At 38.8% G+C, this 25290-nt stretch carries 23 protein-coding genes, 2 riboswitches and 2 other annotated features; of the genes, 15 read left to right on the forward strand and 8 right to left on the reverse strand.

Going from position 1 to position 25290, the window contains the following annotated elements:
* Nucleotides 1-20: 20 nt before the first annotated feature.
* A complete protein-coding gene (thiW, locus tag OWO01_RS04545; RefSeq protein ID WP_268779246.1) occupies nt 21-527 on the reverse strand; it encodes an energy coupling factor transporter S component ThiW in 507 nt (168 codons plus the stop codon).
* A gap of 74 nt (nt 528-601) precedes the next feature.
* Nucleotides 602-717: riboswitch (TPP riboswitch) on the reverse strand.
* A 182-nt stretch (nt 718-899) separates the two neighbouring features.
* Between thiW and OWO01_RS04550 the strand changes: the two genes are divergently transcribed.
* The 4 genes from OWO01_RS04550 to ade all read left to right on the forward strand — a co-directional run bounded on the left by OWO01_RS04550 (nt 900) and on the right by ade (nt 5769).
* On the forward strand, nt 900-1112 hold the full coding sequence (locus tag OWO01_RS04550; protein WP_268779247.1) for a TM2 domain-containing protein: 213 nt from the start codon (nt 900-902) through the stop codon (nt 1110-1112).
* Nucleotides 1113-1391: 279 nt separating this feature from the next.
* A complete protein-coding gene (locus tag OWO01_RS04555) occupies nt 1392-2360 on the forward strand; it encodes a ring-cleaving dioxygenase (protein ID WP_268779248.1) in 969 nt (322 codons plus the stop codon).
* Between the two features lie 285 nt (nt 2361-2645).
* Nucleotides 2646-3506 (forward strand): HAD family hydrolase, encoded by an 861-nt coding sequence (locus tag OWO01_RS04560; RefSeq protein WP_268779249.1) that lies wholly within the window; start codon nt 2646-2648, stop codon nt 3504-3506.
* A 232-nt stretch (nt 3507-3738) separates the two neighbouring features.
* A riboswitch (purine riboswitch) is annotated at nt 3739-3839 on the forward strand.
* A 142-nt stretch (nt 3840-3981) separates the two neighbouring features.
* Nucleotides 3982-5769 carry an adenine deaminase gene (gene ade, locus OWO01_RS04565; protein WP_268779250.1) on the forward strand — a complete coding sequence of 596 codons (1788 nt, stop codon included), beginning with the start codon at nt 3982-3984 and terminating at the stop codon, nt 5767-5769.
* Between the two features lie 393 nt (nt 5770-6162).
* Here the strand turns inward: ade and OWO01_RS16125 are convergent, their stop codons facing one another.
* Complete coding sequence (locus OWO01_RS16125) at nt 6163-6249, reverse strand: PspC domain-containing protein (RefSeq protein ID WP_418936201.1); 87 nt, start codon at nt 6247-6249, stop codon at nt 6163-6165.
* 245 nt (nt 6250-6494) lie between these two features.
* Here OWO01_RS16125 and OWO01_RS04575 point away from each other — a divergent pair, with 245 nt between their 5' ends.
* Nucleotides 6495-7709 carry an ROK family transcriptional regulator gene (locus OWO01_RS04575; RefSeq protein ID WP_268779251.1) on the forward strand — a complete coding sequence of 405 codons (1215 nt, stop codon included), beginning with the start codon at nt 6495-6497 and terminating at the stop codon, nt 7707-7709.
* A gap of 150 nt (nt 7710-7859) precedes the next feature.
* Here OWO01_RS04575 and OWO01_RS04580 read toward each other — a convergent pair whose 3' ends face one another.
* The 5 genes from OWO01_RS04580 to OWO01_RS04600 form a co-directional block, all read right to left on the reverse strand.
* Nucleotides 7860-8903, reverse strand: coding sequence for an aldose epimerase family protein (locus OWO01_RS04580; protein WP_268779252.1), 1044 nt, complete (start codon nt 8901-8903; stop codon nt 7860-7862).
* A 201-nt stretch (nt 8904-9104) separates the two neighbouring features.
* Entirely contained in the window at nt 9105-10595 is a 1491-nt protein-coding gene (gene galT / locus OWO01_RS04585; protein WP_268779253.1) for a UDP-glucose--hexose-1-phosphate uridylyltransferase, read from the reverse strand.
* A gap of 2 nt (nt 10596-10597) precedes the next feature.
* Complete coding sequence (galE, locus tag OWO01_RS04590) at nt 10598-11593, reverse strand: UDP-glucose 4-epimerase GalE (RefSeq protein ID WP_268779254.1); 996 nt, start codon at nt 11591-11593, stop codon at nt 10598-10600.
* On the reverse strand, nt 11590-12777 hold the full coding sequence (locus tag OWO01_RS04595) for a galactokinase (protein ID WP_268779255.1): 1188 nt from the start codon (nt 12775-12777) through the stop codon (nt 11590-11592). The genes galE and OWO01_RS04595 overlap by 4 nt, the downstream gene beginning before the upstream one ends.
* Before the next feature lie 360 nt (nt 12778-13137).
* Nucleotides 13138-13869, reverse strand: coding sequence for a MurR/RpiR family transcriptional regulator (locus OWO01_RS04600; protein ID WP_268779256.1), 732 nt, complete (start codon nt 13867-13869; stop codon nt 13138-13140).
* A 211-nt stretch (nt 13870-14080) separates the two neighbouring features.
* On the opposite strand from OWO01_RS04600, the gene OWO01_RS04605 reads away from it, so the two are divergent.
* Nucleotides 14081-14839 carry a 3D domain-containing protein gene (locus OWO01_RS04605; protein ID WP_268779257.1) on the forward strand — a complete coding sequence of 253 codons (759 nt, stop codon included), beginning with the start codon at nt 14081-14083 and terminating at the stop codon, nt 14837-14839.
* Nucleotides 14840-15232: 393 nt separating this feature from the next.
* On the opposite strand, the gene OWO01_RS04610 is transcribed toward OWO01_RS04605, so the two are convergent.
* Nucleotides 15233-15370, reverse strand: coding sequence for a hypothetical protein (locus OWO01_RS04610; RefSeq protein ID WP_268779258.1), 138 nt, complete (start codon nt 15368-15370; stop codon nt 15233-15235).
* 130 nt (nt 15371-15500) lie between these two features.
* On the opposite strand from OWO01_RS04610, the gene OWO01_RS04615 reads away from it, so the two are divergent.
* The 9 genes from OWO01_RS04615 (at nt 15501) to OWO01_RS04655 (ending at nt 25221) form a co-directional block, all read left to right on the forward strand.
* Entirely contained in the window at nt 15501-16049 is a 549-nt protein-coding gene (locus OWO01_RS04615; RefSeq protein WP_268779259.1) for a 3-dehydroquinate synthase II domain-containing protein, read from the forward strand.
* A gap of 112 nt (nt 16050-16161) precedes the next feature.
* Nucleotides 16162-16391, forward strand: a binding site (T-box leader).
* 140 nt (nt 16392-16531) lie between these two features.
* Nucleotides 16532-16750 (forward strand) — a binding site (T-box leader).
* Nucleotides 16751-16823: 73 nt separating this feature from the next.
* A complete protein-coding gene (trpE, locus tag OWO01_RS04620; protein WP_268779261.1) occupies nt 16824-18233 on the forward strand; it encodes an anthranilate synthase component I in 1410 nt (469 codons plus the stop codon).
* The gene (locus OWO01_RS04625; RefSeq protein ID WP_268779262.1) at nt 18217-18816 is read left to right on the forward strand and encodes an anthranilate synthase component II; all 600 of its coding nucleotides are present in this window, start codon (nt 18217-18219) and stop codon (nt 18814-18816) included. The genes trpE and OWO01_RS04625 overlap by 17 nt, the downstream gene beginning before the upstream one ends.
* Entirely contained in the window at nt 18800-19822 is a 1023-nt protein-coding gene (trpD, locus tag OWO01_RS04630) for an anthranilate phosphoribosyltransferase (protein WP_268779263.1), read from the forward strand. Before OWO01_RS04625 ends, trpD begins: the two co-directional genes overlap by 17 nt.
* Nucleotides 19823-19824: 2 nt before the next feature.
* Entirely contained in the window at nt 19825-20598 is a 774-nt protein-coding gene (trpC, locus tag OWO01_RS04635; protein ID WP_268779264.1) for an indole-3-glycerol phosphate synthase TrpC, read from the forward strand.
* 16 nt (nt 20599-20614) lie between these two features.
* A complete protein-coding gene (locus tag OWO01_RS04640; RefSeq protein WP_268779265.1) occupies nt 20615-21220 on the forward strand; it encodes a phosphoribosylanthranilate isomerase in 606 nt (201 codons plus the stop codon).
* 9 nt (nt 21221-21229) lie between these two features.
* Nucleotides 21230-22441: a tryptophan synthase subunit beta gene (gene trpB / locus OWO01_RS04645; protein ID WP_268779266.1), complete on the forward strand. Its 1212-nt coding sequence runs from the start codon at nt 21230-21232 to the stop codon at nt 22439-22441.
* Nucleotides 22428-23219 (forward strand): tryptophan synthase subunit alpha, encoded by a 792-nt coding sequence (gene trpA / locus OWO01_RS04650; protein WP_268779267.1) that lies wholly within the window; start codon nt 22428-22430, stop codon nt 23217-23219. Before trpB ends, trpA begins: the two co-directional genes overlap by 14 nt.
* Before the next feature lie 814 nt (nt 23220-24033).
* Nucleotides 24034-25221, forward strand: a complete 1188-nt coding sequence (locus tag OWO01_RS04655; protein ID WP_268779268.1) for an MFS transporter — start codon at nt 24034-24036, stop codon at nt 25219-25221.
* Nucleotides 25222-25290: the final 69 nt, after the last annotated feature.

The raw sequence follows: 25290 nt of genomic DNA on the forward strand, positions 1-25290 counted from the left end.
CGATTCAAATGTCTGGAAAACTAATTTTTAAATTTTTTATCTAAATGTACAAGTTTGCTCGGTTCTTTGATTCGAGATAAGACGAAGCCCCCGATAAGCGCTCCAGTAAAACTACTAACAACAAATCCCGGTACAAAAGCAAATACCCCGGCTGCTTGACCCATAAAAAGGTTAGCGATTGGTACAGATAATAAAGAACCAAACACGCCGGTACCGATTATCTCCCCAGCAACAGCCATGGATTTTTTCTTCGTGAATTTATACATATAACCAGCTATAAGCGCGCCAATCATACCACCTGGAAAAGCAAGCAGTGTACCGAGACTCAATAAATTCCTGATTAATCCGATTCCGAAAGCAATAATAACTGCTGGTATTGGCCCGAGCACTACTGCGGCCATTACATTTACCGCATGTTGAACGGGATATGCTCTAGCTATACCGGTTGGAAACCACAATAAATGTGCCCCTACAGTTCCTAGCGCAATAAAAATTGCCATCATTGTCAATAACCTTGTTCGATTCATAAAAAACCTCCTATTATATTGTTGGAGCACAAAAAAACAGCTCCCAAAATAAAATAGGACCTGATTGTATCATCATAATAATGAGTCTACTTCCCTACGCTAGTATAAACTAGATCAGGTCCATAAGAGTTAAAAAGCGTAAACGCGCTTTTCTCTCAGCCTATGCTCATAGGCACCCCTAGTAGTGAAACTTGTATGCTTTTCCTTCTTAGCATAACAGAGTATAGGTAGATTAGTAAAGCGAGGATTTTCAGACCAGTCTTTATCCGTTTTTTCATTAATAGCAATGTGTAAATAGGAGGAATGAATCATCATAATCTTCGCCATTAAAACATACTATCCGATAGGGTGATCTGTGGGAGGTGAAGGAAAATGAATTCAGATAAAGATTGGTTGGTCATGGTATTATTATCTATTTTAGTTGGTCCTTTAGGAATACATCGTTTTTATGTTGGAAAAATTGGAACAGGAATACTTATGCTTTTAACTTTTGGGGGATTTGGAATTTGGGCATTAATTGATATGATTATGATCATCTTAGGTAAGTTTACCGATGCGGAAGGAAATTATATTACACAAAAGTAAAACGGTATGAGTAGGGTAGCAATCACAGAAAAATGCTTGGTAATTTTTTCATCAAGCGTATTTGTGATTGCTACTTTTTTTAGAAGATAAGAAAGTTTAAGAAAAGCTTTATCCCGGAGCAACCGTTCGTAAGACGTCCATTTTTCAGTTTTTGTAATGGATGTTATCGATATATAACATCATAAATAATGATCAAATCATTTATCTTGAATTCGAGATAAATTAATGGTATAGTAAAATTAGATAAAAAAAGGGTGCGACAAAGAGGAGGATATCGCCATGCAATTGACAGGAATTCATCATGTTTCTGCACTAACAGCAAGTGCTAAGAAGAATTATACATTTTATACGGAAGTTTTGGGTATGCGACTAGTGAAAAAATCAGTCAATCAAGATTCACCTAATATGTATCATTTGTTTTACGCAGACGAGATTGGTAGCCCTGGAACCGATTTAACATTTTTTGAGATGATTGGTGTTGGTCACACATACGAAGGTAATAATAGCATATCGTTAACCAGTTTACGGGTACAGAATGACGAAGCACTTTCTTACTGGGTCGAACGTTTTAATCAGTATGAGGTAAAACATCAAGGAATTGAAAAACAGTTTGGCCGCAGCGTGTTATTTTTTCAAGATCCAGAAGGACAACGACTTATGCTAGTATCCGACCAAGAAAATAAAGGTGTAGCAAGTGGTATCCCGTGGGAAAAGAGTCCAGTTCCACAGCGATATGGTATAACAGGTCTAGGGCCGGTTAAATTGACCGTTCCTGAAAAAGAAATGAGTGCAAAGGTGTTAACAACAATAATGGGCTTTCGAAAGGTCGGATCTTATTCTGCTTATCAGGAGGGACAACCTGAAGTCGAGGTATATCAAACGGGTGAAGGAGGAACCGGAGCAGAGGTTCATCTGGAAATAAGGGTGGATTTAGCAAAAGAGAAACCAGGACGAGGCAGTGTGCACCACGTTGCATTCCGTGTCTCAGATAAAAAAGAATTAGAAGAATGGCATCACCGATTAAAACAAGAACGTATTCCCAATTCAGGTGTTGTGGATCGCTACTATTTTCAATCATTATATTTTCGTGAACCCAATGGGATTCTTTATGAATTAGCAACGGATGGTCCTGGATTTACCACTGATGAAAGTTCCGAGCATTTAGGAGAATCTTTGGCACTCCCTCCATTTTTAGAAAAGCAACGATCTGAAATTGAATCTAACTTAACCCCACTAATTACAAAGTAAACAACAAAAAAACTAACTTGTAGTAAAGTTAGTTTTTTTGTGTTACCAGGGGTTAAGAGATTTTTATCCCGGAGCAACCGTCCGTGAGACTCCCAGGGCTAACAATCAGTGGTTGAATACCTAAAAACCCCCACTGATTGAAGTTTCACTTTATAGCAAAATACTGTTGTGAACCAAGGGAAAAGTTTGTATCTCCCACAATTGCTACAGATGCTCCTGACTAGAAAATCGTGCTATACTGGAAGGAAAAGAAACAGGATGAACATACGGAGGGGGAAATGTTAGATGAATGCTCGTCAAACGCCAAAAGCAATTTTTTTAGATATGGATGGTACCATTTTAAATCACTATAATGAAGTAAGCGAAAAAACAAAAGAAGTAGTCGCTAGAATGCGAGAAAAAGGATTTTATGTATTTATTGCTACGGGAAGAGGTCAAGGAGAAATCTATCCATTACTACCAGAGGGTTTTGAAGTCGATGGAATTATTAGTTCTAATGGAATGACAGGTTATATTGGAGAAGAGAAGGTCTTTGAACATTCGCTTCCATTACCTCTTGTGAAAAAGATAATAGAGAAAGCTCAAGAGCAACAAGTATACTATGAATTATTTCCTGCGAGTGGCGAACGAATGGTGTTAAAGCAAGATCAAAGTCTATTAGAGAAGGAAGTAGAAGATCCGAAACCGGAGAGTGTTGGAATTAATGAGTGGTTATCTAGAAAGAAGGCTTTAGAGCACGAAATAGATTGGGTGGAAGAGATTAAGCCCGACACCTATTCAAAGTTTTATTGTTTTGCTAAGGACCAAGATCATATTGTGCAATGGCAAAAAACATTAGACCAAATGAAACCTTGGATTGACTTTACAACATCTTCTTCCTCAAAACATAACGTGGAAATAATGGTTGCTGGTATTACTAAAGCATCTGGAATTCAATCCTTTCTTGAGCATCTAAATCTATCGAAGAATGATATTCTAGCCATAGGGGATAGTTATAATGATCTAACGATGTTTGAATTAGCTGGTCAGGCTGTTGCAATGAAAAACGCACCAGCAGACATTCAAACAATGGTTGATGATGTGACTACGTTTACTTGCGACAACGATGGTGTTTACCACTATTTAATGGACCGTTTTTTTTCCTGAAGAAAGCATGCGCAAGACGAATCATTCATAATAGACAAAAAGTCTAGCGATTGAAAAGTGGTAGTATCTTTATCACGGAGCAGCAGTCCGTAAGACTCCCACTTCAAAACAACAAGAAAATTAGGGCCGTTTAAACGAGAGCATCGAACGCTCTCTCCCCGAATAATTCAATTAACAACAACGTTAACTAATCTTTTCATTTGGTTGACTTGTGTAAGTAGCTGTGATAAAAAAGAATGAATAAATAAAAACATGTATAAGCTTATGAATAGGCATAAGCGTTTCTACCGAAGGACCGTAAATCATTGGACTACATGTGCTAAAGAAAGACTAAAGTACTGGTGTTTTACACACGGTATTTTTTGTCGGTATGAAGCATGTGATAGCCTGGGAAAACTGGGCTATTTTTTGTAGATAAAATTAATGCTATGTATATTCGTCGGTTAAGAAGAAACAGCTGAAGGGGAGTTTTGGGATGAAAAATCGCTTATATGAAGTAAATCAAAAGTTAATAAAGGTAGCATTAGGGGAAGAAAAAGCAGATATTGTCATTCAGAATGGGACTTTTGTCAATGTAATTACAGGAGAATTGAATGAAAAAGTCGATGTTGCGATATCATCTGGTCGGATCGCATATGTTGGTAATGCTGATCATACGATCGGGAAAGGTACTACGACTATTGATGCAACAGGAAAATACATTGCGCCAGGTTTGATGGATGGCCATATGCATGTAGAAAGTACCATGCTTACCGTGACGCAATTTGCACGAATTGCTTTAACCAAAGGAACAACTAGTATTTTTATGGATCCTCATGAGATTGCTAATGTGTTCGGAGTTGAGGGTGTCCGCTTGATGCATGAAGAGGGCCAACAATTACCGCTTCATGTATTCACTACTTTTCCGTCTTGTGTCCCAGCCACAGAAGGACTTGAAGATGCGGGGGCTACGTTATCGGTTGCAGATATTGAAGATGGGTTAACATGGGATAATGTGGTTGGACTCGGTGAAGTGATGAATTTTCCCGGCGTTGTTAATCGAGATTCCAAAATGATCGGAGAAGTTAATGCAACAATGAAAGCAGGAAAAACAGTTACAGGTCATTTTCCGGATGGAAGTGATCAAATGCTTCAAGCATATTTGGCTGCTGGTGTAAATTCTGATCATGAAACAGTAACACGTGAACAAGGACTTGAGAAATTACGTTTAGGGATGTACTTGATGATTCGTGAAGGTTCTGCTTGGCAAGATGTCAAGGAAGTTATCAAGATCATTACAGAAGATAAGGTAAATACAGATCAAATTCTTTTGGTGACAGATGATGTTTACCCGCAAACTCTAGTGGAAAAAGGCCACATGAATCACGTAGTCCAGCGAGCGATAGCAGAGGGGGTGGACCCTGTAACTGCAATTAAGTTAGCCACTATAAATGTTGCGCGTTATTTTAAGATGGCTGAGGATTTTGGTAGTGTGTCACCAGGGAAAGTTGCTGATGTTTTAATACTGGATGATTTAAAAAATATGGAACCGAGTACGGTGATTGTTAGTGGGGAAATAGTTTCTCGCAATCAACAACTAGTTACTGAAATCCCGAATTTTGATTATCCTCCACATATTAAACAATCTGTTCATGTGAAACGTAAAGTAGAGGAAGCGGATTTTGCAGTACAGGCAAAACAAAATCATGATGTAGCTACAGCCAATGTCATTAAAGTTATTGAAAATAGTGCAAGAACAGAGTTAGTGACATTCGAATTGCCGGTAACAGAGTCTGGAGAAGTGACGGTTGATTTAAATCAAGATGTGATTAAACTGGCTTGTATCGATCGTCATCATCAATCTGGTGATATTTCTGTAGGGTTTGCGCATGGGTTTGAATTGAAATCAGGAGCTGTAGCTTCCACAGTTGCACATGATAGTCATAACTTATTAGTTATGGGGGCAAAGGAAGCAGATATGGTTGTTGCAGCTAATGCACTCATTGAATTAGGCGGTGGAATGGTAGTTGTGGATGGGGGAGAAGTCATAGCAGAAGTTCCAATGCCAATTGCTGGTCTAATGTCAGATGCACCAGCAGAAACCGTCGTGGAACAAGTTCGTGATTTAGTAAAAGGTTGGGAGAAGTTAGGTTGTTCAATACACGCTCCATTTATGACCTTCTCACTCATCGCATTACCAGTGATCCCTTCGATTCGCATTTCCAATCGTGGATTAGTGGATGTAACCAATTTTCAATTAATCGATGTAATCCAATCTGTTTAGAAAAATAGTAAAGTAGCCATTTGCCTGAAGAAAATGGCTACTTTATTTTTCAATAAATTATAAAATGCGTTAGCAGTGGATAATTTTTTGGAACAGAATATAGTCACGTTCAGCTCCGATCGCCAAAAACTAGGCAACTTCACGAAGCAATTTACGATAAGTTATCATCGGTTCGCAAGCAAAACATGATTCTTTTATCTCGGAGCAACCGTCCGTGAGACCCGACTCAACCAACAAGAAAAATCAAAGTTAGTTTAGTGGGAGAAACGGACGCTAGCACCCCGAATGGTTTAACTAATAACCAGTGTGGGAAACCACGGATTGAAGTTGCGCTTTATAGAGATCGAGGACTATCAGGCATAGAGTTTGCAAGAATTATATAGATAAGAAAGCTTATGGGAGTAACACGATAAAGATTAGTCGTACACCGAAAGCAGATATACCAAAAAATTCTGCAATGCCACCACAAACGCCATAAATAGATCATTCTTTGGCTGATTTTCTTAACTTATTTTGCAACTGTATTCACCGCCCTCCAATTAGTTTCTTCGAAATGTTGAAATTCCACTGTCTAAACTGCTTATTACCCCATTTTAACACGCCTTTATCGTCTGAAAAGACTTTTTTCAAAATTTAACAAGTAATTTCTTAATATTAATTTAATTAATTTAATTAATGTGGTAGTATAAAAAATTAGATAATACTTTTAAATCGAGGGTGACAAAATGCAAAGAGGAAGCTTTCAAGGAATGAAAACCTTAAATAAATCGATTATTTTAACCAAAATTCTAAATGATGGCCCCATTTCGCGAGCCCAAATTGCCAAAGAAACAAATCTTACACCACCAACCGTGGGGAGTTTAGTTAAAGAATTATTAGAACGAAAGATTGTCATAGAAAGCGCACAAGGAACATCACAAGGTGGAAGGAAACCGACACTACTTGTGGTTAATGAACAAGCCTTCTATATTGTAGGTGTTGATGCTGGACCTAGTGGAATAGAAGCTATTTTCACAAATCTATCCGGTGAAATCCTTGCAGAAGCATCAGTGGAACTTTCTACGAACAATACAAAAGAGAGTTTTTTGGCTGAGCTAGTGAACGTCATTGAAAAAGTAATTTCAAAAGAGCCAAAATTAACAAAACAAATTATTGGCATTGGTGTTGCGATGCACGGTGTCGTAGATGCTGAAGAAGGAGAGGCGTTATTTGCTCCTAACTTGCATTTGCGAGATATACCTATTAAAGAAACATTAATGAATCACTTTCCTTACATGGTCAAAGTGGAAAATGATGCTCGTGCACTAGCGTTAGCTGAAACGTGGTTTGGTCAAGGAAAAGATTTGGATCGCCTCGTTGTTGTTAACGTAGGTACTGGTGTTGGTGCTGGTTTGGTTATTAACAAAGAATTATACCACGGACAAGCATTTATCGCCGGAGAAATTGGCCATATGATTATTGATATCCATGGAGAACGTTGTGCTTGTGGAAATCGAGGATGCCTACAAACAGTTATTTCAGGACCGGCCATTGTACGAAGAGCGAAACAACAGTTAAAAAAAGGTGTTACAAGTACTTTGCAATCCATTGTTGAACAAGAAGAAGAAATCACCGCTGTTACTATTTTTCAAGAGGCACAAGCTGGAGATGAATTTGCACAACAAGTGTTTAGCGATACGGGTGTTTATATCGGGATCGGGTTAACGAACGTCATTCATACGATTAATCCAACCAAAATCGTCCTAACTGGAGGGGTTTCTAAAGCCGGGGAATATTTACTTCCAACCATCACCTCAACAGTAAAAGATCGTGCGTTAACAGAAGAGGCAAAAGAAACCAAAATTGTCCTATCGGATCTTGGCGATCAATCAACTTGTTTAGGTGCGGTTGCCCTTGTTTTAGTTGAATTGTTTGCAAAAAATGGAGAGGTAATTGTTTGACAATCGTTCTTTGCAACCGGAACTATGTTTGATACCAAAAGAAAAGAATAGTTTGATGTTTTTCTTCCCTAAAGTACAAAAGGTAGTCATCGCTCCGAAGACTACCTTTTGTACTTATTTTATCTTGAAATAGATGCAAAATATAGCTTCTTATTTTACCCCAAAATCAAATGTTGTACTTGCTTGATACATCTTATTTTTTTCCAATACGATACTTGGAAATCCTTCATGTTCGAGTGATGCTGGTGAGGATTGTGTTTCTAGACAAACACCTAAATATTTCGCTGAGCTTCTTTCTCTTAATGATAAAGAATCATCAAGCCCATTTGAAGTGTACATGACAATACCTGGCTGGTCTGTTTTTACTCTAAGGACACGACCGCTTGTTTGTTCATGAACAACTACTTTATCTTCCTTGGTGTGGTCAAACAGGAAGTAATGGTCATAACCATTCTTAGCAAAAGCGTTTTGTGGGTTTCCTGAATCTACACCATCTTTAAGCAATCGTCCAGCACGAAAATCGAATACTGTTCCATCTACCGGCAACATAGTACCAGTCGGAATTAGTTCATCATCCAGTTCAACGAAACGACTAACATCCATTGTAACTTCATGATGTAAGATATCTTGTTTTAAGTTACCACTTAAATTAAAGTATGCATGGTTGGTTAAAGTAAGGACTGTTTTTTTATCTGAAACCGCCTCGTAATCTATCGTGAATTGATTATCATTCGTCAATGTATACGTAACTTTAACAGCAACATTTCCAGGATAACCACCATCACCATCACTAGTAGTATAGTGCAGAATCGCACCAACGCTTGTAGCATGCTCCACTAACTCAACTTGCCATAATACTTGATGGAAACCAACTTCCCCTCCATGTAGGTGATTACGTCCCTCATTGGTAGGGAGTTGATATTCTATTCCATCTAATGCAAAACGAGATCCTTCAATCCGACCAGCAACACGTCCGATTAAAGCACCAAAGAAATTTGGGTTTTTAAGATAATCTTCATAATTTTTATAACCAATAACAACATTCTCAAGTGTTCCTAACCTATCTGGTGTCACCATTTTTGTAATGATTCCACCATAATCTAAGAAACTAACTTCCATCCCATTATCATTGAGTAACGTATATTCCGTCCACTTCTGTCCATCAACCGTAAGCTCCACTGCATTTGTTTGCATATTTACCTACATCCTCCTGTCTCATTTATCCCGGAGCAACCGTCCGTAAGACTCCCACTTCAAAACAACGAGAAAAGCAAGTTGTTAAGAGGGAGTAACAGACGCTAGCACCCCGAATGGTTCAAAGGCCTTTAGGTCATCCTTTAGGGCTAACAATCAGTGGGGGAATAACTAAAAACCCCCACTGATTGAAGTTTCACTTTATTTTAGTGATAAAAGAAAACGCTTAAATGCCGCTTTCCCTCTACTATTCGACTTGAACACACCAGAATCCTCTAAAACAGTGACAAATTTTTTGCCTAGTTCATCATGAACAATGGATTCGACATTGGTATTCGTGATATCTTTGTATTTATGTTTGATATCATTTGCCCAAACTTGATGATACTCCTCAACGTTTGTCTTACCATCAACTAAAAAGGCTTGCACCGCTTCTAGCTCTTCTTTTAATCGAGGAGGCAGGACAGCTAGCCCCATTACTTCGATTAGACCGATATTTTCTTTTTTAATATGATGCACATCTTGATGTGGATGGAAGATCCCGTCTGGATGTTTTTCCGAAGTTCTGTTGTTACGTAAGACAAGATCCAATTCAAAGTTTCCATCCCGCATGCGAGCAATTGGTGTGATTGTGTTATGAGGAGTATCTTCCGTGTAAGCAAGTATATCTACACTGGAATCACTATAAGCACGCCAATTTTTCAAAATCAAATCTGCTGCATCAACAAGACTAGTACGATTTTCACTGCGTAGACGAATAACAGACATTGGCCAACGCACAACAGCTGCTTGAATATCTGGATACTGTTCAAGATCAAAAGTAAATTCATCTTCTGCTTTCGTCATTGCAAACGTATAATTACCCGCTTGGTAGTGATCGTGACTAAGAATGCTCCCACCGACAATCGGCAAATCTGCATTCGATCCAACAAAATAATGCGGGAACTGTTCAACAAAACTTGTTAAACGCTCAAATGTTCCTTTCGTAATCGTCATTGGACGATGTTCTTTTGAAAACACAATGCTGTGTTCATTATAGTAAACATAAGGTGAATATTGGAAGAACCAATCCTCATCTGCTAATTCCAGTCCTATAATGCGATGGTTGGAACGAGCCGGATGTCCAGTTCGGCCAACATAACCTTCATTTTCTGCACAAAGTAAACATTTCGGGTAGTTAATTGTTTGTTTCATTTGGCGCTCGCGTTTAATTTGCTCAGGATCTTTTTCTGGTTTGGATAAATTAATGGTAATATCTAGATCGCCATATTTTGTAGTTGTTTGATAATGAATGTTTTTGGCGATCCGTTCTGTTTGAATATAATTGCTATCCTTACTAAGTTGATAAAAATAATTCGTTGCTTCTTCTGGCCCTTTTTGATATAACTGATAAAATTTATCGCTTATTTCGGAAGGTTTTGAAAGGAAGCAGTTCATGATGTTTGCACAAAATACTTCCTTTTCATCCAATACATCTGCAATGACCTCATTTTCAATGGCGTATTCAAGGATATCGTTAAGTAAGCCAGGGATGGATTTGTTTGTCTGGTCTTGGTTCGATTCGATGAAGAAATCCATGTTGAGCATACCAAGAATTTGATTACGACAATACACTCGATCACGTTCGTTAATTAACGCTGCTTGAATAGCCTGATCAATTAATTGATCGATTCGAGTGAAAATAGCTTCCATGTTTACACGTCCTTTCGGTAACCATGTGGATGCTTACGGTGCCATTGCCATGCATCAGTGATAATCCGGTTGATTTCCGTTTTTGATGGATTCCAACCGAGTATTTCCTTTGCTTTCTTTGAAGAAGCAATTAGAGTGCTAGGGTCTCCAGCTCGACGCTCTCCGGTCTGTTCTGGAATCGGTTCACCAGTAACTTTTCTAGCTGCAGCAATGATTTCTTTTACGGAGAATCCTTGACTGCTACCAAGATTGAAAATATCACTTGTTCCACCATTATCGAGATACGTAATGGCACGAATATGTGCATCAATTAAGTCTTCCACATGAATATAGTCACGTATACAAGAACCATCTTCTGTTGGATAGTCCTCACCAAAAATAGTAATATATTCTCTTTGGCCAAGTGCGACTTGAAGGACAATGGGAATCAAGTGTGTTTCTGGCTGATGATCTTCACCAATAACTGCATCAGCTCGAGCACCTGCAACATTAAAGTAACGCAAAGATACATAGCGAATTCCATATGCCTCTTCACACCAGTGCATCAGCTTTTCCATCGTTAACTTTGTTTCCCCATACGTACTGGTAGGCATGGTAGGCATGTTTTCTGTAATGGGAACAGTTTTTGGTTCTCCATACGTAGCTGCTGTAGAAGAAAAGACAATTTTCTTTACATCATACTCCTGCATTGCTTGCAATAAAACTTGGGTTCCATAGACATTGTTATCAAAATATTTAAGTGGGTCTTCCATCGATTCACCAACAAGTGAGTTCGCGGCAAAATGAATAACTGCATCCAATTGTTCGTGGTCGAACACTTCACGTAAAAAATCAATATCACGAATATCGCCTTGATAAAAATGTGCATCTGGATGAACAGCATCTTCGTGGCCAGTCGTTAAGTTATCAATGACAACAACCGAATGACCTTGTTCGATTAATTGGTAAACAGCGTGAGAACCGATATATCCGGCTCCTCCTACTACTAATACGTTCATATTATCTCTCCTTCTAATTTAAGTTCTTTGGCCCCATCACCTATCGTTGCTTGATAAAAAGTAGCTTCATAGCCAATTTTATTACGATAAACGTTATTTACATTTTTAATAAATGCTTCAACCTGATCTTTTTTGGTTAGAGCGATGGCACATCCACCGAAACCTGCACCTGTCATTCTTGCACCAAGTACGCCAGGTTGTTTCCAAGCAGTTTCTGCAAGTGTATCTAACTCTAAGCCCGTAACTTCATAATCATGTTGCAAAGAAAGGTGAGATTCATTAAGTAGCTTACCAAAGCTAACAAGATCTCCTGCTTGTAATTCTTTTAATGCATCTTTTGTTCGTTGATTCTCGTAAACGGCATGTTTTGCCCGTTTTTTATCTGTCTCATTCTTTATTAACTTTTTATTTGCCTCGAATTGATCAACAGACAACTCACCAAGGCTAGTAATAGATAATTTTGTTTGTAAGTCAGCTAGAGCGCGTTCGCATTCCATCCGCCGCTCATTGTATTTAGAGCCTGCTAATTCACGTCGTTTATTTGTATTGATAATCATAATGACATAATCACCAAGTTCAACGGGTGCATATTGGTAGTCTAACGTATTACAATCCAATAGAATGGCATGTTCTTTCTTTCCCATACCAATAGCAAATTGGTCCATAATTCCACTGTTAACGCCAATATAATTATTCTCTACTTGTTGTCCTAATTGAACCATTTGAATACGATCAATTGTTAAGTTGAATAATCCTTCTAACATTACTCCTGTTGCTAATTCAATTGAAGCGGAAGAAGATAAGCCAGCTCCGTTTGGTATATTCCCAAAAAATAATACATCAAATCCATGATCAAAAGCAAAGCCATATTCACTAAAAGCATGAACCATTCCTTTGGGATAATTCGCCCAGTCATCTTTCTTATCGTATGCTAGTTGATTCAATGATGTGGTGATGATTCCTTTTTCTTCAAAATTCATCGAATAGAAACGGATTTGTTGATCCTTTCGTTTTGTTGCAATGGCATAGGTTCCAAAAGAAATCGATGCAGGAAATACATAACCACCATTATAATCTGTATGTTCACCAATTAGATTGATTCTACCTGGTGCAAAAAAAACGCGTGGGTCTGTCACTTGCTGAAATACATCTTTAAATGTTTGGATTAATTTTGAGGTGTCCAATTCGTTCACTCCTTTGAAGACTTAATTAAATTAATTTATTAATTAAATTAACTTTACCATACTCTGCCTGTATTATCAATATAATTATCTATTATTCCGAAAGAAACCGAAGAAATACGCTTATTTACTTTTGGGGATATTTTGCCTTTTTTATCTTTAAATAGATGCAAAAGATTTTCTAGTATAACAGTAGGGTCTAATGGTTGCTTTCCAATAAGAAAAACGACAAATACCATGAATGGTTATTTGTCGTTTTTCTTATTGGAAAGTGTCACACTATAGGTTGTTACCATCAGCCTTTTATAAAATATAGCTTCTTATTGTTTTTTTAAAAGGATCGGTTGGTTTCCCCGCTTTATCTTAGAGCTCCATTTCGTGATAGGTAGCTTTGGCCAGATGTTCTAGCAGATAGACGACTGGAATTTGGGTTGTTAAATTTGTGTTGCCAAGGAATTCTGTACTAACATAATAAGACAAATTATAGTCAGCAATTTTGGCAAGAGGACTATCCGCATTATTGGTGATACTAATAATTTCACTGCCTTCTTGCTTGAATTGATTTACTTGCGAAAGAATTGCACTTGTATTTCCAGAAACAGATAAGACGATCGTAACACTATCTTCTAAATATTGCTCATGGATAGGAAGGAAAGGATCCTTAATATATAGTGCAAATTTTCTTAGTCCAGAAAAATACCGAGAACCATACTCGGCTAAAATGCCAGAACTTCCAATCCCGATGAATATAACACGTTTTGCTTTTGCAATAGCCTTAGCGATAACGGTGATTTTATGTTGAAAGTCTTCACTTAATGTTCGCTCGAGAAATTCTGTTAAGCCTTTTTCCCCTCGTATTAAGGAGTTCGGGTCTGATTGTTCCTCCATGTACATTTTTAATTTGATTTTAAATTCGGAAAACCCATCACAATCGAGTTTTTTACAAAAACGTAAAATCGTTGTCGTAGAAACATGGGTGGCTGTTGCTAAGTCTCTAATCCGCATGTGTATTACTTTTTCGATGTTTTTAAAAATATAATTGTATAAAGAATGCTCTAAATCAGAAAAAGTAGCAATTTGCTTGTTTGTAAACATGGTAACCCCTCTTCCTCTTCTAATACCCTCTGATAGACTATTATAGTGAAAATTAAACAAATTAGCTAATCAATTGAAAATATTGTAGGTATAAAAATAATTTTGTTGCCTAAACTGGCTGATAGAACACTTAGTCAGCAGGTTAATCATTGTTATCTGCACAGAAGTGTTGTAAATAATGTCGGTGCTTACTATATGAGGAGGCAACAGAATGAATAAGTTTGCAAAGGTTCTATTGATAAGCGTACTATTTATCAGTATGGTGCCAAAAGTAGCATTTGCAGAAATGAGTGCTAGTGAGAGAGAACAATATATCCGAAGATTGGAAGAAAGCTATCCGTCGGCTGTGTTCACAACTAGATCTATTGATCGCTTTAAATCAAGTGATTTATTCACAAATCAGTCCGTAGAAGAAGATATAGATAAAGATGAGGAGTTACATTATAAAGTGGAAGAGGGAGATACTTTATTTGCGATTTCACAAGAATATGAAGTTACGGTGGAAGAGTTAATGGTTTGGAACGAGTTAACCTCAGACCTTATTTTAATTGATCAAGAACTGGTCATTAATCCAGAAATGGAAACTGTCGATTTACCACAAGAGGAATCAGAAGAAGTAGTAGAAGCTGTAGCAGAATCGGTTCAGCAAGAAGATACGGAACAAGTATCTGTACAAAGAACGATGACGATGACTGCAACTGCTTATACGGCAGAGTGTGATGGTTGTTCGGGAATCACAGCAACGGGGATAAATCTATTGAATGATCGTAACAAAAAAGTAGTGGCAGTAGACCCGGATATTATTCCATTGGGCAGCTTGGTTTATGTAGAGGGTTATGGAGAAGCAATCGCAGGTGATGTAGGAGGGGCTATTAAAGGAAATAAAATTGATATTCATGTTCCAACCAAAGAAGAAGCGTTTCAGTGGGGCGTGAGAGAGGTTACAGTGGAGATTATTTCCGAGAACTAATACAGAAAGTGCGTACCACTTGTTTTACCCGAAGACTGTCCCTAAAACTCCTGCTTCCATACAATAGAAAAATCAAACAGATTTCGGTGGGAGTAACAGGTACACTAGGACCAGGAATGGCTCAACTAACAATCAGTGGGGGAATACCTAAAAACCCCCACTGAATAGATGCAATAGATTTTCTAGTATCACAGTAGGTCTGATGGTTGCTTTCCAACAAGTAAAACGACAGATGACCACTTATGATCATCTGTCGTTTTACTTGTTGGAAAGTGTCACGCTATAGCGTGACATGACAAGCAGTAGCTTGTCACCATCAGCCCTTTACAAAATATATCTTCTTAATGTTTTTTTAAAGGACCGGGTGAACTTTCTCGGTTTATCAATCAATAATTACAGATTTTCAACCAATGTCGTTTTTGCTTCTTGCTCTATTTTTACGTCGTAATCCGTGGAAGAACCTTGTCTGACCCCAATTACGCCGAAACTAATGATTAAAAGAAGTAATAAAAAAATCAACCCTTTCCGCATTCCACCTATCCTCCTTATTTGTCATTCTATTCTATATTGTATATGATAACTAGTAATGTTGGCTATAAAAATATGAAAATTAATTTGTAAAATAATTACTATCAATAAAAGGAAGAAAGGGGATTGTATTTTGGAGGAATTAGTAGCTGCTGAAGTTATTTCAGTTAACCAGATAGGAGAGGGTACGCGAGTTTGTATCGACGTGATTGATCAGCTTGATCCGTTGGAAGGTATGTTAATTGGCAATACGGGGCACGGTTACTTATTGGTTTTATCTGAAAATCGTTCCACAGAGACGTATCCACCACGTCCATTCCGAATCAACGGAGGTGCGTTTCACCACTACCTCTACCTAGGTGAAGAGAGAACAACCTATTTAGCTGAAGCGAAACCAGGATTAGAAGTGCCTTTATGGTGCAAAGGAAAAGTAAGAAAAGTATCAGTTGGCCGTGTGAAAATGGAGAAACGTCCTTTTTTACGCGTTGTTTGTCGGGTCGAGAATGATGATCAAGAAATATCAGCAACCGTACAAGAAGCAGATAGCGTTCACGTCATGACAGTAGATCAAGCAGCGAAACCAGTTCTAGAATTAAAGGCTGGTGATCGGATTCTTTGCTATCCTGACGAACCAGGCCGTCATCTTGGAAAGAAGATAGAAGAAGAAATCAAAGAATACTAGAATCGTAGCTGAACATATGTTTATTGTTGAATTATCCAAAAAGTTAGAAAATTCTCTTTTTCAGGTTGACAAATCAACACATACATAATATGATAAATAACAATTATTAACGAAACAAGTGTTGACGAAGAGTAGTAGCTTAATTCTTTTACAAAAGAGAGCTAGTGGTTGGTGCGAACTAGTGTAAAGAACTAAGGGAATGGACTTCTGAGCTTTCAAACCGAACTCCAAAAGGATAGTAGGCTTTGACGAATTTGTCCGTCGTTATCATGGACAGCTATTCATTTGGATAGTCTACGAACTTTTTACTAAGGTGGTATAACGGGTTTCCTCGTCCTTTTGGATCAGGGACCCTTTTTTATTTTTTCGGAACAGATATAATCACGTTCAGCTGCTACGTTTTTTATCAGTGCTCAGCACTATTATTCTTTCCGAACGTATCGAATGTAAATAATACAGAAGATCACGAACAATGAAACCAAGATAAATTGAGGACATAAGATTAGTACACGTTAGATTGTTCATAAAAGAGAGCCGGGCTTGCTGGGAAACCGGTATGACAATAACGTGGAATGGACTTAAGAGAGCTTTCCCGAACGGTATTCAAATAGGGAAAGACGGTTAATCCCCGTTACGGGATCAAAGCGCAGAAGTAATTCTGAATTAGTGGTGGTACCGCGGTAAGAAAAACCGTCCCCTATGTAAACATCGTTGTTTGTTTACATAGGGTTTTTTATTTTTTGGGAAAACAAATGAGAGAAGGAGTGATCGAGAATGCTGGAAAACAAAGATTCCATTCTTTATCAAAAAAAAAGGTTGAATGGAGATACCTTAACCCCAATATCTGTATTTAATCGGATTCAAGGAAGGAAAAAGTTCATTTTGGAAAGCTCAACAGGACATGGAGAAAAAGGACGATACTCTTTTATTGGTTGTGATCCTTTTAAAGAGATCATTGGGGCGGAAAATGAAGCGACGATTATCGATCATGAAGCAGGAAAGCAAGCGAAAGTCAGAGAGAAGCCTTTAGAGGTTGTGAAACAACATATTCCACATCTTCAATTAGAAATTCCGTATGCTTTTTACGGTGGGGCGATAGGCTATATCGGTTACGATTCAATCCGACAATATGAGGACATTGGAGCAATTTTAGAAGATGAGATAGAGATGCCAGAGTTGCATGTGATGTTCTATCAAAATGTTATTGTGTTTGATCATAAGAAACAATCGGTTACAATTATTACAACCAATTTATCGGGCAACCGTACTAGGGAGGATTTAATCAATCACATTCATCAGATTGAACAACAAATAGCAACAGATGTATTGGAACAAGAAGAAGGGACTTCCCAACTCCAATTCGAACCATCGATTGACCAGAAAAAGTTCGTTGAGATGGTTGATATTGCAAAACAACACATTATTGATGGTGATATCTTTCAGGTCGTTTTATCCCAACGAATGAAAGCTGACTTTACGGTTGATCCGTTTGCGTTTTACCGTCGGCTCAGATTAGCAAATCCATCACCGTATATGTTTTATATTGATTTTGATTCTTATATTGTATTAGGGGCTTCACCAGAAAGCTTAATTAAAACATACAAAGGGGAGGTTATCACCAATCCAATTGCAGGAACAAGACCTCGTGGCAAAACAGAACAAGAAGATTTAGAGTTAGCAGAAGAATTGCTAGCGGATGAAAAAGAACGAGCAGAGCACAAAATGTTAGTCGACTTGAGTCGCAATGATTTAGGGCGTGTTTGTGAAACAGGCACCATTACGATTCCTAAATATATGATCATTGAACGTTATCAACATGTGATGCACATTGTTTCTGAGGTGAAAGGACAATTAACGAAAAAATATACTGGCATCGATGCTCTGATTGCCACTTTACCGGCAGGAACAGTTTCCGGTGCGCCAAAGATTCGGGCAATGCAAATTATTAATCAGTTAGAGACGAAAAAACGTGGAGTTTATGCAGGATCTGTTGGTTACATTAATATGAATGGCGACCTGGATCTAGCTTTGGCCATCCGGACAATGGTCGTGAAAGGAAAAACAGCATATGTTCAAGCGGGAGCAGGTATCGTCTATGATTCCAATCCAGTTAGTGAATACGAAGAAACATTAAATAAAGCAAAATCGTTATTGGAGGTAGCAACCGATGATTTTACTAATTGATAATTATGATTCTTTTACGTATAACTTGTATCAGTACGTAGCAGAGCTCGGAGAAGAAGTTGAGGTAGTAAGAAACGATAAAATTACTTTAGCAGAAATTGAACAACGAAACCCAGAGGCGATTATCCTCTCGCCAGGCCCAGGTACACCAGAAGAAGCGGGAATTTGTATCGATGTGGTTAAACGTTTTGATCAAAAAATTCCTATCCTTGGGATCTGCCTAGGACATCAAGCAATCGGTGTTGCTTATGGTGCAACAGTTAGTCACGCAAAACAAATCAAGCATGGAAAAACATCACAAATTACGCACCATCACGATGATGTATTCCTAAATACAGATGATCCCTTAGAAGTGATGCGTTATCATTCCTTAGTGATCCTTCCAGAAACTGTTCCAGCATGTTTACTTGTTACAGCTACTGCAAAGGATGATCATGCTATCATGGCAGTAAAACATCAGATGCTTCCGGTATATGGGATGCAGTTTCACCCAGAGTCGATCGGAACAACAGATGGTAAGCAGTTATTAGCGAACTTCTTTCGCACAATAAGAAAGGAGGAATTCGATGAAAGCATATCTTGATCAATTAACAAAAAATCATTCGTTAACTGTCAGTGAGATGGAGGATGCTTCTAGGCAAATTTTTAAGGCAGAGACTTCACCGATTGAAATAGGCGCCTTTTTGACGGCATTAAAAACAAAAGGGGAAACAGCGGACGAAATAACCGGCCTCGTTCGTGTCATTCGTGAAAAATCATTGATTACACCGACGATTATTCCTGGTGCAATGGATAACTGTGGGACGGGTGGAGATGGATCACAAAGTTTTAATATAAGTACTACCGCAGCATTTGTATTGGCGGGAGCAGGAATTAAAGTAGCAAAACACGGAAATCGGAGTATCTCGAGTAAAACAGGCAGTGCGGATGTGTTGGAAGAACTCGGAGTTTCCTTGACGTTAACGCAAGAACAAGTGACCGAAGTATTAAAGGAAAATGGCATTGCGTTTTTGTTTGCTCAACATATTCACCCAGCGATGAAGCAAATGATGGAAGTGCGTAAAACGTTAAAAATACCAACTGTTTTCAATTTGATTGGCCCATTAACCAATCCCATTGAGTTAACCACACAACTTTTAGGTATATATCGTCGCGACTTATTAGAACAGATGGCGAATGTTTTACATCAATTGGGACGAAAACGAGCACTAGTGCTCAATGGAGCAGGTTATATGGATGAAGCTTCATTAGCCGGAGAAAATCACTGTGTTTTATTAGATCGTGGTGAATTGCTTCAATTTACCGTTCGTCCAGAAGAAGTTGGTTTAATGCCAGCAAGTAATGATGCCATTAGAGGTGGAAACGCCAAAGAAAACGCGGCAATATTACGATCTGTCTTAGAGGGTGAAAAAGGTCCACATCGAGATACGGTTGTTTTAAACGCAGGACTCGGTATTTTTGCCAATGGAAAAGCAGAAACGATTCAAGAGGGTGTTGAATTAGCAAAAGAAAGCATTGATACGGGCGCAGCATTAGCTAAACTAGAGTACTTAATTAAATATAGTGCTGCTGGCATACAAGAGGTGTAAACATGACGATATTAGCAGATATTTTAGTGGAAAAAGAAAAAGAGGTAAAGCAATTAAAACAAAACTATCAATCGGAAAATCTAGCAAACAATCAAACCGTTAGCTCTTTTTATCGAACATTCATGGAATCAGATCAGATGAAAATTATCGCTGAGATCAAACGGGCATCTCCTTCAAAAGGGATAATTAACCCGAATGTTAACCCTGCCAAGCAAGCTAGTGATTATCAAGCAGCTGGGGCGAGTATGATCTCAGTGCTGACCGACCAACCTTTTTTCCAAGGAACGATGGAAGATTTAGCGATGGTTCGCTCCGTCGTTGATCTTCCTATCTTAAATAAAGATTTTATTATTGATGAGATCCAAATCGATCGTGCGAAAGATTACGGAGCGAATGTCATTTTATTGATTGCTGCAGCTTTGCCAAAAACAAGGTTAGAAGAATTATATGATTATGCCATTCAATCTGGACTAGAAGTTTTGTTTGAAGTTCATAATGCAGCGGAATTATCGATCGCACAGGAAATTGGTGTGCAAATCATCGGAGTGAATAATCGTAATTTAAAAACGTTTGAAGTCGATCTAGCCATTACCGAAGAGTTAGCAAAACAAATCGATCTAACCAAAACATTATTGATCAGTGAAAGTGGAATTAAAACGACAGCAGATGTAATGCGTGTTCAAAAAGCTGGCGCGCGTGGGATTTTAGTAGGTGAGACAATGATGCGATCAAAAGATCTAACGGCAACCTTTCAAACATTACGTGTGAATAGATAACAAAGGAGTTTGGATAATGCTAGTAAAAATATGTGGCATTACAACAGTAGAAGATGGTTTAGCGGTTGCTAACGCGGGGGCCGATATGGTTGGTTTTGTTTTTGCAAAAAGTAAACGCCAGGTAGCACCTGAGCAGGCAAGGGCGATTAGCACGCTCTTACCGCCTGAGTTAAAGAAGGTTGGTGTTTTTGTGAATGAATCGCTAGAAGAGGTTGAACGAGTAATCGAAGCGGTTGGGCTAGATTATGCTCAGCTACATGGCCAAGAATCGCCATCTTATTGTGAACAACTATCGGTTCCTGTCATTAAAGCTTTTCAAATCAAAACATCAGCGGATTTTGCTCAGCTTGACAATTATTCTTGTTCCTATTATTTACTAGATAGCCCGGCTGGGCAGTATCAGGGTGGAAATGGAGAAAGTTTTGATTGGAAACTAGCAAAGCACGTAACGAGTAATCAACATAAAATCATTCTTGCGGGTGGCTTAAATCAAGAGAATGTTACTACTGCGATAGACATTGCTGATCCTGTAGGTGTTGATGTATCTAGTGGTGTGGAAACGGATGGAAAGAAAGATCATCAAAAAATCAACGCTTTTATTAGAAAGGCGAAAGAAAGATAGGTGAAGATTATGGCAAACTATCAACAACCAAATGAAACAGGACATTACGGTTCTTTCGGCGGACGTTTTGTGCCAGAAACTCTGATGCCAGCAGTCCTTGAATTAGAGAGGGCGTATCAAGAAGCGATGCAAGATCCTGCTTTTGTTGAGGAAGTAAACTATTACTTTAAGCAATATGTAGGGAGAGAAACCCCATTATATTATGCAGAACGATTTACGAAACATCTTGGGGGACCCAAAATTTACTTAAAAAGAGAAGATCTTAACCATACGGGTGCCCATAAGATTAATAATGCGATCGGGCAGGCGTTATTAACGGTACGGATGGGAAAGAAAAAAGTTGTTGCTGAGACTGGAGCTGGCCAACATGGTGTAGCTACCGCAACGGTTTGTGCATTGCTTGGTCTAGAGTGTGTCATTTTTATGGGAGAAGAAGATATCCGCCGTCAAAAACTGAATGTATTTCGAATGGAGTTATTAGGAGCTAAGGTTGTTGGCGTTAGTCAAGGGAGTGGTACATTAAAGGACGCGGTCAATGAAGCGCTTCGTTACTGGGTTAGTCATGTGGAAGATACGCATTATATTATTGGTTCTGTTGTTGGTCCACATCCATTTCCGCAAATTGTTCGAGATTTTCAAAGTGTAATTGGAAGCGAAACAAAACAACAATTTCAAGCAGTTGAAGAAAAATTACCGGATGCAGTAGTAGCTTGCATTGGTGGTGGTAGTAATGCGATGGGAATGTTCTATCCGTTTGTCGATGATCAAGAAGTAAAACTGTATGGTGTCGAAGCAGGTGGATCTGGTGTGGAGACTGGTAAGCATGCTGCTACATTAACCGATGGAAAAGTTGGTATCTTACATGGAACAATGACCTATTTACTGCAAGACAATGATGGTCAAATTGAGGAAGCACATTCGATTTCGGCAGGACTTGATTATCCGGGTGTCGGTCCCGAGCATAGTCATTTTAAGGAAATAAATCGTGTGCAATATGAATCCATTACCGATCAAGAAGCATTAGTTGGTTTACAACTATTATCGAAAACAGAAGGTATAATTCCTGCGCTAGAAAGTGCTCATGCCATTGCCTATACAGAAAAACTAGCGAACGAAATGCGACCTGATCAAACGATTGTTGTTTGCCTATCTGGTCGAGGAGATAAAGATGTAGAAGCGGTAAAAGAAGCACTTGGGGGTGAAGTACATGCCAAAAGCTAGAATTGATCAGGCGTTTGATCAGGTTCGAATTCAAGGAGACAAAGCATTTGTACCTTACATCATGGCAGGAGATGGTGGGTTAGCAAAGTTGGATGAACAGTTAGCTTTCTTAGAACAGGCAGGTGCTACAGTAGTTGAATTAGGAATTCCTTTTTCCGATCCAGTAGCTGATGGACCAACGATTCAAGAGGCAGGCATTCGTGCTTTAAAAGAAGGAGTAAGCTTGCAAAAGGTATTGGATAAATTAGCAGAATCAAAAGAAAATCGAGATATTCCTATTGTGTTAATGACCTATATCAATCCGATTTATACATTTGGTGTAGCGGAGTTTGCAAAAGCCTGTGAAGAGTCTGGTGTCGATGGTCTTATTATTCCTGACCTTCCTCTAGAAGAAGAGAGTTTAGTAGTGGAAAGTTTACGTGCACATGATATTGCTTTGATTCGATTAGCCGCTTTAACAAGTCCACAAGCACGGCTTGAGGAAATTGCCAAGCGAACAGAAGGCTTTCTATATGCGGTTACCGTGACGGGTACAACAGGCGCAAGGATTGATTTTTCTGATCACGTTGGAACATACTTAGCTCAATTAAAGGAAATGAGTAAAGCCCCTGTACTAGCTGGATTTGGAGTATCAACCCCAGAGCATGTCCGTTCATTAAGTAAACATTGCGATGGTGTAGTTGTGGGAAGTAAAATTGTCGATAGCTTACATGCTGGTGACAAACAAACAATCGAAACATTAATTGCTGCTTCGAAAAATAGTGTGAATGTGCGATAATGAAAAAGACAACTGCCTGTGCAGTTGTCTTTTTCCAACGATAAGTAAGTCGTAAATAGTAATGCCCTGTAGACCGAAACAGTGCAATAAATGATTTATCCCGGAGCACCGTCCGTAAGACTCCCACTTCAAAACAACGAGAATATCAAGTTGTTTAAGATGGGAGTAACGGACGCTAGCACCCCGAAGGCTTTCAAGGGCCTTTAGGGCTAACAATCCGTGCGAGAATACCTAAAAAACCCTACTGATTGAAATTTTACTTTATCTTCTTCACATTAGTGAGGATGGAGGAGCAAAAAGTACTGTAACTTCGTCATAAGGCATGCTTTTGCCTAAGTTGAGTAAGAAAAATAGCTGTAACCTCGGTGAAACGTGGACTTATGCTTAGGTTGATGCCCAAAAAGTGCTTCAACCTCGTCGAAACAGCCACTTACGCCTAGGTTGAGGGTGAAAAATGGCTCTAACCTCGTCAAGAAAGCCGATCTTGCCTAGGTTGAGTAAGAAAAATAGCTATAACCTCGGTGAAACGTGGACTTATGCTTAGGTTGATGCCCAAAAAGTGCTACAACCTCGTCGAAACAGCCACTTACGCCTAGGTTTAGGATGAAAAACGGCTCGAACCTCGTCAAGAAAGTCGATCTTGCCTAGGTTGAGGATGAAAAAAGACTCGAACCTCGTCAAAATGGCTAATCTTGACGAGGTAGAACCAAATATGAGCTGCAACCTTATCGAAACGCCCACTTAAACCTAGATTGGTTACCACACGGTTTATGGACACAACATATTTAAAACACAAAGGAGAAAAAGTGTAAACATGACGCTATTACTTTTGATTATTATTTATTTAGCATTTATTAGCTTAGGATTACCTGATCCACTATTGGGTGCTGCCTGGCCAGTAATGCAACAGGATTTCGAGGTTCCGCTTGAGACAGCTGGAATACTTTCAATGGTGACAGCTGGAGGTACTATTGTTTCAAGTTTAGTAAGTGGAAAAGTAATACATAGATTTGGGACTGGAAAGGTTACGTTGATTAGTTGCTTAATGACTGCTGGTGCTTTGCTAGGCTTTGCTTTTGCTCCATCCATACTTTGGCTGGTTGTATGGACGATACTTCTTGGATTGGGCGCAGGATCTGTCGACACAGCATTAAACAACTATGTTGCTAATCATTACAAGGCACACCATATGAGCTGGTTACATAGCTTTTGGGGAGTAGGAGCTACCTTAGGTCCTATCATCATGGCCCAGTTTATTTCAACACAACATGCATGGAGAAGTGGTTATCTTACAATTTCAGGGATTCAGTTTACATTGGCAGTTGTCCTCCTATTATCGCTACCATTGTGGAATAGAGTCTCGAAAAACAATAATGTCGTGGAAGAAGATGATGAGGTACACCTCTATGAAGCCACAAAGCAGGTGAAGCCTTTACAAATTAAAGGAGTCAAGCTGTCATTGTTAACCTTCCTTTTTTATTGTGGGGTGGAAGCAACAGTCGGACTTTGGGGAAGTAGCTTCCTTGTAAATGTTAAGGATATTCCAGCAGCAGTAGCCGCACAATGGGTTTCCTTCTATTGGGGAGGACTAACCATTGGTAGATTTTTAACCGGTTTTGTTACATTTAAAATGAGTAACCGTATGCTCATTCGAACAGGACAAATAATAGCACTAGTTGGTGCTTCACTTCTGTTACTGCCATTACCATCTACCGTTTCACTGGTAGGTTTTATCGTGATAGGATTTGGACTAGCTCCGATCTTTCCATGTATGGTACATGAAACACCATATCGGTTTGGTAAATCGCATTCCCAGACTATTATGGGCTATCAAATGGCATTAGCTTATACTGGTGGCACCTTAATGCCACCTATTCTTGGTTTCATTGCATCCAGTACAACCATAGGGATTTTCCCATTTTTTATCGTTGTTTATATTGTACTGATGCTCATCAGTTCAGAACAATTAATTGCCCTGCTAAGAAAAAGAGCACACGTATAGTTAAATGAGTGATGAGTACATTAGGAGGTAAGTTTGTAAAGCTTTAACGCTAAATACAGTCAAACAGTC

Origin of the sequence: Natronobacillus azotifigens (genome assembly GCF_026805325.1) — a bacterium.
Lineage (GTDB): Bacteria > Bacillota > Bacilli > Bacillales > Amphibacillaceae > Natronobacillus > Natronobacillus azotifigens.